Annotated in this window: 12 protein-coding genes; 6 read left to right on the top strand and 6 right to left on the bottom strand. The window is 60.6% G+C overall.

The features are described from left to right. Nucleotides 1-122 precede the first annotated feature (122 nt). Genes hemA through kdsA form a run of 5 tightly spaced genes read left to right on the top strand, consistent with a single transcriptional unit; the run spans nt 123 to nt 5,025 of the window. On the top strand, nt 123-1,382 hold the full coding sequence (hemA, locus tag ACLEIV_RS14920; protein ID WP_410457427.1) for a glutamyl-tRNA reductase: 1,260 nt from the start codon (nt 123-125) through the stop codon (nt 1,380-1,382). A 23-nt stretch (nt 1,383-1,405) separates the two neighbouring features. Continuing rightward, on the top strand, nt 1,406-2,491 hold the full coding sequence (gene prfA, locus ACLEIV_RS14915) for a peptide chain release factor 1 (protein WP_410457426.1): 1,086 nt from the start codon (nt 1,406-1,408) through the stop codon (nt 2,489-2,491). After that, the gene (gene prmC / locus ACLEIV_RS14910; RefSeq protein WP_410457425.1) at nt 2,491-3,348 is read left to right on the top strand and encodes a peptide chain release factor N(5)-glutamine methyltransferase; all 858 of its coding nucleotides are present in this window, start codon (nt 2,491-2,493) and stop codon (nt 3,346-3,348) included. Before prfA ends, prmC begins: the two co-directional genes overlap by 1 nt. After that, nucleotides 3,326-4,168, top strand: coding sequence for a SirB1 family protein (locus ACLEIV_RS14905; protein WP_410457424.1), 843 nt, complete (start codon nt 3,326-3,328; stop codon nt 4,166-4,168). Before prmC ends, ACLEIV_RS14905 begins: the two co-directional genes overlap by 23 nt. An 8-nt stretch (nt 4,169-4,176) precedes the next feature. Continuing rightward, complete coding sequence (gene kdsA / locus ACLEIV_RS14900) at nt 4,177-5,025, top strand: 3-deoxy-8-phosphooctulonate synthase (RefSeq protein WP_410457423.1); 849 nt, start codon at nt 4,177-4,179, stop codon at nt 5,023-5,025. A 66-nt stretch (nt 5,026-5,091) separates the two neighbouring features. Here kdsA and ACLEIV_RS14895 read toward each other — a convergent pair whose 3' ends face one another. The 3 genes from ACLEIV_RS14895 to ACLEIV_RS14885 form a co-directional block, all read right to left on the bottom strand. Then, the gene (locus ACLEIV_RS14895; RefSeq protein WP_410457422.1) at nt 5,092-5,496 is read right to left on the bottom strand and encodes a group II truncated hemoglobin; all 405 of its coding nucleotides are present in this window, start codon (nt 5,494-5,496) and stop codon (nt 5,092-5,094) included. Nucleotides 5,497-5,628: 132 nt separating this feature from the next. Beyond that, nucleotides 5,629-6,432, bottom strand: coding sequence for a slipin family protein (locus ACLEIV_RS14890; protein ID WP_410457421.1), 804 nt, complete (start codon nt 6,430-6,432; stop codon nt 5,629-5,631). Further along, on the bottom strand, nt 6,429-7,775 hold the full coding sequence (locus tag ACLEIV_RS14885; protein ID WP_410457420.1) for an NfeD family protein: 1,347 nt from the start codon (nt 7,773-7,775) through the stop codon (nt 6,429-6,431). Before ACLEIV_RS14885 ends, ACLEIV_RS14890 begins: the two co-directional genes overlap by 4 nt. 434 nt (nt 7,776-8,209) lie before the next feature. On the opposite strand from ACLEIV_RS14885, the gene ACLEIV_RS14880 reads away from it, so the two are divergent. Next, nucleotides 8,210-8,647 carry a GNAT family N-acetyltransferase gene (locus ACLEIV_RS14880; protein WP_410457419.1) on the top strand — a complete coding sequence of 146 codons (438 nt, stop codon included), beginning with the start codon at nt 8,210-8,212 and terminating at the stop codon, nt 8,645-8,647. Nucleotides 8,648-8,655: 8 nt separating this feature from the next. Here ACLEIV_RS14880 and ACLEIV_RS14875 read toward each other — a convergent pair whose 3' ends face one another. The 3 genes from ACLEIV_RS14875 to fadE form a co-directional block, all read right to left on the bottom strand. Continuing rightward, nucleotides 8,656-10,083, bottom strand: coding sequence for a vWA domain-containing protein (locus ACLEIV_RS14875; protein ID WP_410457418.1), 1,428 nt, complete (start codon nt 10,081-10,083; stop codon nt 8,656-8,658). 3 nt (nt 10,084-10,086) lie between these two features. Next, nucleotides 10,087-11,541: an AAA family ATPase gene (locus ACLEIV_RS14870; protein WP_410457417.1), complete on the bottom strand. Its 1,455-nt coding sequence runs from the start codon at nt 11,539-11,541 to the stop codon at nt 10,087-10,089. Between the two features lie 76 nt (nt 11,542-11,617). After that, nucleotides 11,618-14,062 (bottom strand): acyl-CoA dehydrogenase FadE, encoded by a 2,445-nt coding sequence (gene fadE / locus ACLEIV_RS14865; protein WP_410457416.1) that lies wholly within the window; start codon nt 14,060-14,062, stop codon nt 11,618-11,620. Between the last annotated feature and the right edge of the window lie 23 nt (nt 14,063-14,085).

The raw sequence follows: 14,085 nt of genomic DNA, 5'->3' as shown, positions 1-14,085 counted from the left end.
GGATAATCCCGGAATGAAATTTGGCGTCAGTATAAGGCCAAGGTCAGCGCCTTTTAAAGCCCTGGCCTTTCTCGTACAATAGCCGGCTATTCGAAAGATGCTGTGAGCCGCGCAAAACCCTCATGAACCTGTTGGTACTGGGAATTAATCACAAGACAGCTTCCGTCGCCCTGCGCGAACGGGTGGCATTCGGACCTGATCTTGCCCCAAGGGCACTTCAGGAACTGATGCACACCCAAGGCGTTGCAGAGGCGGTGATCCTGTCTACTTGTAACCGCACCGAGCTTTACTGCTGCCTGGAACCGGATGGCGACGGCGAATGGGTGCGACACTGGCTGCAGCACTTTCATCGACTGGATGAAGACGAGCTGACCGCCTGTCTGTATCAGCACAGCGGCGAAGAGGCGGTGCGTCATCTGATGCGGGTCTCTTGTGGTCTGGACTCTCTGGTACTGGGCGAGCCGCAGATCCTGGGCCAGATCAAGCAGGCCTATGGCCAGTCGCATCAGGTCGGCACCCTCAAGGGCGTGCTCGAACGGCTGTTTCAGAAATCGTTTTCCGTGGCCAAACGGGTGCGCACCGAAACCGAGATCGGTGCCAGTGCGGTGTCGGTGGCCTTCGCTGCCGTCAGCCTGGCCAAACGCATTTTCTCGGATCTCGGCCGTACCCGGGTATTGCTGGTCGGTGCCGGCGAAACCGTCGAGCTGGTGGCGCGTCACCTCAAGGAACAATCGGTCACCAGGATGATGGTGGCCAACCGTACCCTGGAGCGAGCCCAGAACCTGGCGCAGGAATTCGGCGCCGAGGTGATGACCCTGGAGCAGATCCCCGACTATCTGCCCAAGGCCGACATAGTGATAAGTTCTACCGCCAGCCCCCTGCCCATCATCGGCAAGGGCATGGTGGAGCGGGCACTCAAGGCGCGCCGCCAGCAGCCCATTCTGCTGGTGGACATTGCCGTGCCGCGGGATATCGAGCCCGAGGTAGATGAACTCAACGACGCCTATCTGTATACGGTGGACGATTTACAGGGCATCATCGAGCAGAATCTGGAGAGCCGCAAACGGGCCGCCGGCCAGGCCGAACTCATTATTCTGGATGAGCGGGATCAATTCATGGCCTGGTTCCGCTCGCTGGAGTCGGTGAACCTGATCCGCGATTACCGCAGCCAGGCCGAGCAAATGCAACGGCAGGAACTGGCCCATGCCTTGCGGGCGCTGGCTCAGGGTGAAGATGCGACTCAAACCATGCAGCGGCTGGCTCGCCGGCTTACCAACAAATTGATCCATACTCCTACTCAGGCGCTGAACCAGGCGGGCAAAGACGGCGATCAGGAAATCCTGGCCGTTCTGGCCCAGAGCTTGGGGCTTGGCCAGCGCTGATTGAGCCACAGCGGCGAGACATCATGAACATATCCATACTGAAGAAACTGGAAGGCCTGCAGGAGCGTTACGAAGAAGTGCAGGCGCTGCTGGGCGAAGCCTCTGTCATCAATGATCAGGACCGATACCGGGCCCTGACCCGTGAATATTCCCAACTCGAAGATGTGGTCGGCTGTTTTCGCCGTTATCGTCAGGCCGAGGCCGATCTGGGCTCGGCCAAGGAGATGCTGGCGGAAGACGACGCCGAGATGAAGCTGATGGCGCAGGAAGAAATCGACGCCGCCAAAGATACCATCGAGGCCCTGAGTGTTGAGCTGCAGATACTGCTGCTGCCGAAGGACCCCAACGACGACAACAACTGTTTTCTGGAAATCCGTGCCGGCGCCGGCGGAGACGAAGCCGCCATCTTCGCCGGTGATCTGTTTCGCATGTACAGCCGTTATGCCGAGCAACAACGCTGGCGGGTAGAGATCGTCAGCGCCAACGAGGGCGAGCACGGCGGTTTCAAGGAGCTGATTGCCCGCATTGAAGGCACCGGTGTCTACGGCCAGCTCAAGTTCGAGTCGGGCGGACACCGGGTGCAACGGGTGCCCGAGACCGAGTCTCAGGGGCGCATTCATACTTCTGCCTGTACCGTGGCGGTGATGCCCGAGGTGCCGGAAGCCGAAGCGATCGAGATCAATCCTGCCGATCTCAAGGTCGATACCTTTCGGGCGTCCGGCGCCGGTGGTCAGCACGTCAACAAGACCGACTCGGCCATTCGTATTACCCACCTGCCGTCCGGCATGGTGGTGGAGTGCCAGGACGAGCGCTCGCAACACAAAAACCGGGCCAAGGCGATGGCGGTACTGAACTCGCGGCTGGCGCAGATGGAGCAGGACAAGCGCCATGCCGAAGAGCAGAACACCCGCCGCAACCTGCTGGGCAGCGGTGATCGTTCGGATCGTATTCGTACCTACAACTATCCCCAGGGGCGGGTGTCGGATCATCGCATCAACCTGACCCTGTATCGGCTGAACGAAGTGCTGGAAGGTCAGCTCGATATGCTGACTCAGCCTATATTGCAGGAACACCAGGCCGACCTGCTGGCTTCCCTGGCGGAGCATTGATGACTCTGGCGCAATGGCGGCAATGGCTGCGAGAGCAACTGGCGGGGGGAGAGTCTCCGGCGCTGGATGCGGACGTACTGCTGTGTCATGTGCTGGCCAGATCGCGCAGCTTTCTGCTGGCCTGGCCGGAATACGAGCCGACGGCGGCCGAGAGTGAACGGCTGCACGCGTTGCTGGTCCGGCGGCAGGCCGGTGAGCCGGTGGCCTATCTCACCGGCGAACGTGAATTCTGGTCGCTGGCGCTGGAAGTGTCTTCCGCCACCCTGATCCCCAGACCCGATACCGAAATCATCATAGAGGCGGCGCTGGCCCGTTTACCCGTGCGGCCGGCCACCCTGGTGGATCTGGGTACTGGCACCGGCGCCATCGCCCTGGCGCTGAAAAGCGAACGACCCGCCGATTCGGTGCTGGCGGTGGAATATAACCCCGAGGCGGTGGCGCTGGCCCGGCGTAATGCCGTCCGGCTGGAGCTTGCCATCGAGGTGCGTCTGGGCAACTGGTTCGAACCGCTGGCCGGGCACCGTTTTGACATGATCCTGTCCAACCCGCCCTATATCGACGCCGCCGATCCTCATTTACAATCGGGGGATGTTCGCTTCGAGCCGGCCTCGGCGCTGGTGGCGGAGCACCAGGGCATGGCGGACTTACATTATTTAATTTGCCAGTCTCGCGACTATCTTGAGCCGGGTGGCTGGTTGCTGCTGGAGCATGGCTGGCAGCAGGGCGCCCTGGTGCGCAACGACTTTACGGCTCTGGGCTATCAGGCGGTAGAAACCCTGCACGACTATGGCGGTCAGGAACGGATAACACTGGCACAGTGGCCCGGGAGGCTGAATGCTGAAAACGAACATCAGTGATGGCTGGTCAAGCGACGAGCCTCGCAGTCTGATGCTGCTGGCGCTGGACGTGGTGGAAAGCCTCTATGGGCTCAAGGCACGGGATCAGGCACAAGTCAGCCTCTTTGCCCTGGAGCGAGAGCTGGCCGAACACTTGCCGGGTCAACAGCAAGAGCAGCAAAAAGAGCTGCAGAAAGAACCACCGACGGCGCAGCAACTGCTGTCGGTACTCTACGGCCCTCTGGGCGTGATGGGGGACTGGGAGCGTTTTTTTTCCACCGATAATTGCCTGATGAACCGGGTGCTGAGCCGTCGCCGGGGCATTCCGGTCACCCTGGGTATTCTGGTACTGCACCTGTGCGAACGCTTCGGTATGCGAGCCGAAGGCATTTGTTTTCCCGGCCACTTTCTGTTGCGGGTTAAAGCCCCGGCGGGAGATGTGATTATCGATCCCTTTACCGGTCGGCCCCTGTCTCGCAATGAAATAGAGCAGCTGCTGCGGGGGGCTCGGGGAAATCTGGCCCGGTTGAAGCCTAATCATCTCAAGGCGGCCGACAGGCTCGACATTCTTATCCGACTGCTGAACGTGACCAAGGCGTCGTTTATTCATCACAAGAAATTTTCTCAGGCCCTGGCCTGTAGCCAGTTGTTGCTCAGGCTCAAGCCCGACTGCCCCTTTGAGCGGCGGGATCGGGGTTTTCTGTTTGAGCAGCTCGACTGCGACCGGCTCGCCGCCGACGACTTTGAATTCTTCATTGAGCACTGTCCCGAAGATCCGGTGGCCGACGTGCTTAAAGCCCAGATAGTGGCCCTGGATCTGGGCCCCAAAACCCTCCACTAGGAGTAGCGATGAAAACCGTTCATATCAATCATATCCCGGTTGCCAACGACCAGCCCTTCGTGTTGTTCGGCGGCATCAACGTATTGGAGTCGCGCGATCTGGCCATGCGAGCTTGTGAACACTACGTCAAGGTGACCGACAAGCTCGGCATTCCCTATGTGTTCAAGGCCAGCTGGGACAAGGCCAACCGCTCCTCCATTCATTCCTTTCGTGGCCCCGGTCTGGAGGAGGGCATGAAATTGCTGCAGGAAGTGAAGGATACCTTCAAGGTGCCGGTGATCACCGACTTGCACGAGCCCTGTCAGGCGGCACCGGTGGCCGAGGTGGCGGACGTGATTCAGTTGCCGGCCTTTCTGGCACGACAGACCGATCTGGTGGAAGCCATGGCCAGAACCGGCCGGGTGATCAACATCAAGAAGCCCCAGTTCCTGAGCCCGGGGCAGATGAAGAACATAGTCGACAAGTTTATCGAGTGCGGCAACGATCAACTGATGCTGTGCGAACGGGGCGCCAACTTCGGTTACGACAACCTGGTCGTCGACATGCTGGGCTTCGGGGTGATGAAGCAGGCCACCGGTGGTGCCCCCATTATCTTCGACGTGACCCATGCACTGCAGTGCCGAGATCCGCTGGGCGCAGCCTCGGGCGGTCGCCGGGAGCAGATAGTGGATCTGGCACGCGCAGGTCTGGCGACGGGCCTGGCCGGACTCTTCCTGGAAGCGCATCCCGATCCGGCCAATGCCAAATGCGACGGCCCCAGCGCCCTGCCGCTGGCCAAGCTCGAACCCTTCCTGGCCCAGCTCAAGGCCCTGGACGAGCTGGTGAAAAATTTCGAACCACTGGATACCGGACGCTAATAACATCCGCCGTCAGCGTGTCGATAGAAACGGGCGGCCATTGGGTCGTCCGTTTTTTATGGGGGTTCAGTTTCGGGTGCGACAGCGTTCGGCGGGAACGCTCAGGGCGCGTAGCAGGTACTCCTTGAATTCGGGGTCATAATTCTGCTGGCTCAGGGCCTCGGCCATGCAGGCCAGCCAGGCATCCCGCTCGGCGGGGCCTATTGCCAGCAGGGCATGCGCCCGGGGTATGCTGATGGGGCCGAATTTTTCCTTATACCGGGAGGGGCCGCCCAGCCAGCCACACAGAAAGCGGGCGAGCTTGTCCTTGCTTTCGGTGAGATCCTGAGGGTGCATGGCGCGGATGCAGGCGGCATCCGGACGTGTATCCATGGCCCGATAAAAATCTTCCGTCAGTTGACGTATACCCGACTCGCCTCCGGCGGCGTTGAATGAAACATTACCCTGACCATAAGCTGCGGGGGTTTGCATCAGCGACTCCTGATTCCATATTCGACATACGGGTGAGTTTACAGCAAGGTGATCCAGGCCTGAAGGCCCGGTGTTCTGGATTCAGCGGCAGTTCATCTGCAAGCCCCGGATAGAGGCCTGCCTATTTCCCGATCAGGTTATCTCGCCAGGTGACTGGGGATCCTTCGGCGAGCCGGTGGGCTCTGTGATGTGCTGCAGTATCTTGCCCAGCTCCATCGGTAGCGGAAACACGATGATCTTGCTGTTGTCGCTGGTAATTTCGGTCAGGGTCTGCAGATAACGCAATTGTATCGCCTCCGGTTGCTGGCCCAGCATACGGGCGGCTTCCAGCAGTTGTTTGGAGGCTTCGAGCTCACCGGTGGCGTGGATCACCTTGGCCCGACGAGACCGTTCGGCCTCGGCCTGACGGGCGATGGCGCGGATCATGGATTCATCCAGATCTACGTGCTTGATCTCCACCGCCGTGACCTTGATGCCCCAGTTATCGGTGCTTTGATCCAGAATACGCTGCAAATCTGCATTCAGTGTGTCCCGAGCCGAGAGGATCTCGTCCAGCTCGTGCTGACCCAGTACGGATCTCATGGTGGTCTGAGCCAGCTGACTGGTGGCTTCCAGATAATTTTCGATATTGATGATGGCCTTCTGCGGATCCAGCACCCGGAAGTAGAGCACCGCATTCACCCGCACCGTGACGTTGTCTTTCGAGATCAGATCCTGTGACGGTACGTCCATGGTGATGATACGCAGATCGACCCGCACCATCTGCTGTACGAAGGGGATCAGGATAATGAAGCCCGGCCCCTTTATCTTGTGAAAACGCCCCAACAGAAAGATTACCCCCCGTTCGTATTCCCGCAATATCCGGAACATGCTGGCGATCAGCATGATCACCAGCACCACTATCAGCAGTTGGAAGTAGAGAAAATCGATTATCATGACGGAGTCTCCTTCGCCGGAGCGACGTTGAGGGTAAGATCTTCCACTGCCAGTATCACGACGGGTTGATTGGCGGCGATGGGGTCTTCACTGTGGGCCTGCCATCGCTCTCCCTGAACCATGACGGTGCCGGTGGGGGCGATGGCGGTCAGGGCAATGCCTTGCTCACCTATCATGGCAATGGCCCCGGAAACGGGAACGGCGTGGCGCTGTTTGACCAGCATCCGGACCACCACCAGGATCAAGGCCAGTGAAAAGACGGTGAAGGCGGCGATAAAAGGCCAGGCCACCCGAAACGCCTGATCCGGGGTATCGAACAGCAGCACAGATCCGATGACGAAGGCCACCAGGCCACCACCACCGAGAATGCCGAAACTGGGAGAGAGCCCTTCGGCCACCATTAACGCCAGGCCCAGCCCCAGTAGCGCCAGACCGGCGGTGCTGAACGGCAGCATCTGCAGCGCCAGCAGGGCCAGCATCAGGCAGATGGCGCCGGTAACCCCGGCTACCCCGAAGCCGGGACTGTAAAATTCGAGCAAGAGGCCGTACATACCTACCAGCATCAGCAGATAGGCGATATTGGGGTTGCTGATGATGATGATGAAACGCTGACGCCAGTCGGGCTCACGCAGTTCGCCCTGCATCCCGGTGCTGGCGAAGGTATAGGGGCTGCCATGCACCAGCAGTTCACGGCCATCAAGGGACTGCAACAATGCCGGAATATCGTCGGCTATCAGCTCGATGACGTTTTGCTCCAGCGCTTCGGTGGCGGTGAGGGTGGCGGCCTCGCGTACCGCCAGCTCGGCCCAGTCGGCATTGCGCCCCCTCAGCTGGGCCAGGGAGCGGATGTAGGCGATGGCATCGTTCAGAGTTTTGCGTTCCATGGCCGTGCCTTCGGGAGCTGTGTCTTGCTTGCCCTCGTCTTCGCCCTTGTCTTTTTCGGTCGGAGTACCAGGCAGAGAGGGGCCGCCTATCTGCACCGGCGTGGCTGCACCCAGGTGGGTGCCGGGCGCCATGGCGGCCACATGGCTGGCATAGAGAATATAGGTGCCGGCCGAGGCTGCACGGGCGCCACCGGGCGACACATAGACGACCACGGGGATGCGGGATTCGAGCATGGCGGTGATGATGTCGCGGGTGGCGCTGTAGAGGCCGCCGGGGGTATCCATGGTCAGCAGCACGAAGGCGGGCTTCTCTGTCTGGGCCTGATTCAGTTCGGTGACGATGAAGTCCGAGGTGCCGGGGCCGATGCCGCCCTTGACTTCAAGCTGCCAGAAGCGCTCTTGCGCCAGCGCCGGTAATCCCAGCATCAGTAACAACAATAACAGCCCACGCCAGTTCATCTGATCTGCTCCAACGCCATCCTCATTAGAGCTTAGTGCATGACATAGTTTTGGTTGTTATTTGACCGGCTAAGGGGCTTGATCCCGGATAAAGGGCCCGTTCCTCCGACACCTCGCATGATGGACACTCACCGTTCCAATCTGCTGCGAGTATTCACTGGATATTCGGTCAGGCTGAAACGGCTCGTCATGGTGAGCAAACTCACCCCATGGAGGCTCGACGTGGACCCTCCCTTAGTCCCCCTTGAAATACGGCGTTGCCTGTAGGCGCCGTCTGCGGGCAGCTCTGTGTTGCCTCTGGTATGACCAGATAATCACTGGGATTGGTAGTTAGTAGTCTTGAGGTTTATTCATATTATACCGACAGCGGACTTTGTTTTACCATTTGTCACCACGCAACGAATATTGGCCGGAATACCGGCCCGGGAGTGAAGATGAAGACAAGGGCGGCGACCAAGGCCGATTTGGGAGAGGTTTTTCGGCTGGAGCAGGCCGGATTTGGCAGTCATGGCTATCCGGATTTTCTGTTTCGTCAGTTGCTGGAGTTGTGGCCGAATTTTCTGCTGGTGGCGGAAAGCGAAGGGAAGCTTGTGGGGTACGCCCTGGGCGGCATGGGCGAGGCGAAAGAGCATGGCTGGATTCTGTCGCTGGCGGTGGATGAACAGCTGCGTGGGCAGGGCATCGGCAAGGTGCTATTGCAGCGGCTGTGTCGTGATCTGGCGGATTCGGGCTGCACCGAGCTGAGGCTGACGGTGCATCCGGACAACGGCGCCGCCGGGCTTTATCGGGCGCTGGGCTTCGAGACCGAGACATCGGAGCCGGATTATTTTGGTTTCGGCGAACCCCGGCAGGTATTGTTGCGCCGGGGGTAATTGGGCCGTTATTGCAGCCGTGCGGCCTGCTCCAGGCTTTTCCAGTCGCTGAACAGATGTACAGGATCGCACAGTTGGCTCATGGCATGCAGCGCGGTGGCGTAACCGAGCTGTAACCCGAACAGACGAACGCCCTGCTGCTCCTTGGCCTGCTCTACCTGTTGGTGCAGGGCGGCGTCGACCTGAAACTCGCCATCGCTGACCAGCAGAATATCCGCCTGCTGCCAGTCCTGCATCTGCAGGCGTTGCAAGGCGGCCAACAGCGGAGTAGTGACGTCGGTGCCGCCACTGAAGGAGCCGCGCAGCATGTCCAGCAACTCGGGCAGGGTCAGTATCTGATTATCCAGGGTCAGCAGTTCATCGGCGCCGCCAAACAGGTAGACAAGACAACCTCGATTCTGTTTTCTGGCCAGACGCAGGGCTTCGAGCACCAACGCCTTGGACACCTGCTCCGCCATGCCATGCATGGAGGCCGAAGTATCCAGGCACAGGATGATGGGCCCCTGCTGCAGGCCTTGACCGGCCCCTTCGCCCTTGCCGGAGCGGGGAGAAGACCAGTCGTTGCCGGCGTCGATGGGCATGACACCGGCTACCGCATAGCTGAGCAACCCTTGTTCGGCCCGACGGGCATGCCACAGCATGTGCAGCACCTCGTGGCCCATGAAGGCTGCTTCCAGCGGCAGCATGCGGGCCAGGTTGTCGGAGCGGGTAATACCCTGGGTTTCCATCGGAATGCCGGGGATTTTTCGCTCTTGTGGGCCTTGCTCCTTCGGGCTCATCTGTTGTTTCAGCTGACTTAGGCTGGCGCTTTGCTCCGGGTTGGGCCTTTGCTGGCCCAGCAGTTGCAGCAGGCGTTGCAACGGTTGTATTTGCGCCACCCACTGGCTGAGTCGTAACAGATCAAACCAGGCCCTATCCCGCAGCTGGCCGCTGTTCTGATCGGTTCCTATGGCCGGGGCTATGCCCAGCTCTTCCGCCATCTGATCCAGCGATTGCCACAGGCTGACCCTGTGCTGCCACTGCTCGGCCAGCTTGTTCAGCTCGGCCCGGGTGTGGCGTGACCGGGCCCGGGACTCGGCATGTTCGGCCGGCGTGCCGTGCAGCGACAGCCCTCCGGCGGTCGCGGGCCAGCTCAGTTCGACCTGTTCCAATGCCAGCAGGATATCCTGCACCACCGCCTGGGCCACTTCCGGCGTTTGTGTACAGTATTCGAGGGCACCGGAGCGTATCAATAACTGGCGTATACGGCGTTCTGTGCTGCTGTTCAGCCAGGTACCCGGCATGGGCGGCTTGCCCTTGTCTAGCCGTTCCAGCATGTGCAGTACCTGAGTTGCCCTGGGCAAGAGGCTGCCCAGCGGATGAGTGACCACCAGTGGAAACAGGTTTTCCGGAATCAATGCCAGCGGGCTTAGCCCGGGCGGCAGAGAGGCAGGCATGCGTTAGCCCTCGACCGGCAGGGCGGCAAAGTCACGGTGCAGTTGTTGCAATCGCTCCCGTTGCTGGCTCAGTTGCTGCTGCTGGCGTTCCAGTTGTCGTTGGGCCTGAGTGGCGAGATCCTGCTCCAGCCACAGGTGTTGGCGCAGTCGCTCGTTCAGCCCGTTCAACTGCTGGCCGAGCCAGGCCAGGTAATGGGTCAGCTCCTCGATACGTTCCTCGAGCTGGCGCAGGCGGGAGGCGATGTGCGCCGCCGGCCAGGCCTTGGGTTGCAGGGCGGTGGGGCGTTGATAGCTTTCCAGCAGGGGTTCGTATTGATCCAGGTTACCGCCCAGGTTGCGAATTTCATCGGCGGTAAAACTGGCGTCCGGCAGCCGGGGCTGGCGATAGAGCAGATCTCCATTGGCATTGCGGCGTGGCCGCCGGCCTCTGGCCTCGGTCACCGGCTGGCCCTGTTCGTCCAGATACAACTGATAGCCCTGCTCGTTCAGCGCCGGTAATACCGGATCCGCATCCTGCTCCAGACGTTGCTGCCAGCTGTCGACCAGCTCGGTGATCAATTCCGGGCTGAAGCCCGGATCGGCGGCAATATGCCGGTACAGCCAGTCGTTCAGCCGCTCGAACTGTTCCGGTTGCTGCCACAGGCAATGGGGCAGCAGCCAGGTATCGAACAGGCCGGCTTCGGCCTCATGGTTACAGAAGGCGGAGACCTTGAGCAGCTTGACCACCTTGCGCCAGCGTCGGTCCGACACCGAGATATCCTGTTCGGCCAGAAAGGCGCGCAGGCTGTGCAGCAGCCTGATCAGCGCATCGGTCAGCGGCAGTTGCTCGGCGCCGTCACGAATGGCGGTCAGATCGTCGTTACTCAGGCGCAGCTCGGGCGCGGGCGCCTGATAGCCATGGTTCAGGGTCAGCAGGGCGGTAAAGCTGTCGTCCTGCACCGGCGCCACCTGAAAACGCAACAGAAAGCGATCGTAGAGGGCGTTCAGTTCGGCCCCCTCGGGCAGCTCGTTGCTGGCAGCAATCACCGAAATCAGCGGTACCCCGAGCCGTTCGCTGCCATTGTCGAACTGACGTTCGTTGAGCAGGGTCAGCAGGCTGTTGAGGATGGCGCTGTTGGCCTTGAAGATTTCGTCGATAAAGGCGATGGCGGCTTCCGGCAGGTAGCCTCTGGTCTGACGCTGGTAGCGATCCTGCTCCAGCGCCTTGATGGAAAGGGGGCCGAACAGCTCTTCCGGCACCGAAAAGCGGGTCAACAACCGTTCGAAGTAACGACCGTCGTCCACCAGGGTGTGCAGCCGGCGGGCCAGTTCACTCTTGGCGGTACCGGGCGGGCCCAGCAACAGCAGGTGTTCACCGGACAAGGCCGCCAGCAATGCCAGCCTGGCTGGGGTGTCCCGCTCCAGCAGCCCTTGCTGCAAATGGTTGATTAATACTGCGATACGGGATTTTACGACCATGTGCCAGACCTGTGAGTTAATTGTATTAAAAGTATTTTAATATTGTACTCAAAAAGTCCCGAGTGACCAGCGGCAATCAGGTGTTCTTGTTCAGCATGGCCTCGTTGAACAGCGTCTTATTGGCCACCAGCTCTTGCGGATCGAAGTCGTCCACGTTGATGGTGCGCAACCGGCTGGCTTCTGCCTGCGTCAGCAGGGCGGCTTCTTTTGGATCGATAATGCCGGTGGTCAACGCCTCTGTTGCCAGCCGATCCAGATTGGTGAAGGAGCGACGGCCCAGGGTCTGCGTGACTTTGTCGAACACCGGTTCGGCGGCGATGATGTCGGTGAAGGCCTGCTCCAGCATGCCGAGCGGGTTGCCGGCTTCGGCGGTCAGATAAAGCCCGTGGCCGATGCCGTCCCGGACCGGGCCCGGGGTTTGCAGGGCGCGGGCCACCTGATGATCGAGTTTGTCCGACGGTCGCTTGAACGGCGCACCATAAGGCAGCAACATAAACTTGAGCATGGCGCCAAGGGGGGGAGCCGGAAAGTTGTCGAGCAGTTCCACCAGTGCCACCTGCGCCCGGTACAAGCCATCCTGGCAGGCCCAGTGCACCAGCGGCAATACCTCGGCCGGGCGGCCCTCGTCGTTGAATCGCTTGAGGGTGGCGGATACCAGGTACAGTTGGCTCAGTACGTCGCCGAGGCGGGCCGATAGTCGCTCCTTGCGCTTGAGCTCTCCGCCCAGGGTGGCCATGGCGATATCCGATAACAGGCTCAGGTTGGCACTCAGCCGGTTCATCTGGCGGTAATAAGGTGCTGTGCTGTCGCCGACCGGTGTCTGGCTGAAGCGGGCACCGGTAAGGCCGAACCAGAGGCTGCGCACCAGGTTGCTGATGGCGAAGCCGATATGGCCGAATACCGCCTGATCAAACTGCTCCAGAGCCTTGCGGGCATCCTGCTCCTGCACCGACAGCATCTCCGCCAGTACGTACGGATGGCAGCGAATGGCCCCCTGACCATAGATAATCATGCTGCGGGTCAGGATATTGGCGCCCTCGACCGTGATGGCGATGGGTGCTCCCTGATAGCCGCGGGCCAGGTAGTTGTTGGGGCCCATGCAGATGCCCTTACCACCGTGGATGTCCATGGCGTCGATAAGGCTGCGCTGGCTGCGGTCGGTGAGGTGGTATTTGACGATGGCCGACACCACAGAGGGCTTCTCGCCCAGATCGATACCGGTCACGGTCAGCATACTGGCAGCATCGGACAGATAGGCGTTGCCGCCCAGACGGGCCAGCGGCTCTTCGATACCTTCCATCTTGCCGATCGGCAGCCGGAACTGACGACGGATGCGGCTGTAGGCGCCGGAAGCGAGCGCAGAGACGCGGCTGCCGGCGGTGCCGGTGGAGGGCAGCGTGATACCGCGGCCTACCGACAGGCATTCCACCAGCATGCGCCAGCCCTGGCCGGCCATTTCCTGTCCGCCTATGATGAAATCGATGGGGACGAACACATCCTTGCCCTGAGTAGGACCGTTCTGGAAGGGCACGTTAAGCGGAAAGTGACGGCGACCTATCTTTACTCCGGGTGTGGAGGTGGGGATCAGGGCGCAGGTGATGCCGAGATCCGCCTCGTCGCCCAACCAGCCTTCCGGATCTTTTAACTTGAACGCCAGGCCGAGTACGGTAGCGACGGGGGCCAGGGTGATATAGCGCTTGTTCCAGGTCAGGCGCATGCCCAGCACCTGCTCGCCCTGCCAGCCGCCCATGCAGACCACACCCACATCGGGAATGGCTCCGGCGTCCGAGCCTGCCTCCGGGCCGGTCAGGGCAAAACAGGGAATTTCTTCGCCGCGGGCCAGACGGGGCAGGTAGTGATCCTTTTGCTCTCGGGTGCCGTATTCCTGCAGCAGCTCACCCGGGCCGAGGGAGTTGGGAACGCCGACGGTTGAGGCCAGCACGGCACTGGTGCTACACAGCTTTTGCAGTATCCGGGACTGGGCATAGGCGGAAAACGCCAGGCCGCCATACTGTTCCTCGATGATCATGGCGAAGAAGCCGTGCTTTTTGAGGTAATCCCATACCTCGGGCGACAGATCGGCGCGCTCGTGGGTCACCTCCCAGTCGTTGGTCATGCGGCATACTTCTTCTACCGGACCGTCCATGAAAGTCTGTTCTGCCTCGCTGAGTTGTGGTTTGGGGTATTTGTGCAGGGTGTGCCAGTCCGGTTTGCCACGAAACAGCTCGGCTTCCCACCAGGTGGTGCCGGCTTCGATGGCTTCGCGCTCGGTGGATGACATCTCCGGCATCAGCCCTCGGTACAGCCCGAACAAGGGGCGACTGAGCAAACCGGCGCGCAAGGAGGGGAAATTCAGCAGTGTTGCCAGCACGGCAAACACCAGCCAGCAGGCAGGGCTCACTTCGCCCAGCAGGGATCCCACCGCCAGTACCAGGACGGTGACCAGCGTCGTCGTGAGCAGGCGGGAGCGGTGGTAAGCCAGACTGGCCCAGGAAATCAGCAGTAGCAGTAGGGTAATCATGAACAACTCCTTTGCCGGCATGG

It is taken from the genome of Oceanisphaera submarina, assembly GCF_046521305.1.
Taxonomy (GTDB): domain Bacteria; phylum Pseudomonadota; class Gammaproteobacteria; order Enterobacterales; family Aeromonadaceae; genus Oceanimonas; species Oceanimonas submarina.
The sequence above is the reverse complement of the archived record's forward strand: the minus strand, read 5'-3'. Positions and strand labels throughout refer to the sequence as shown.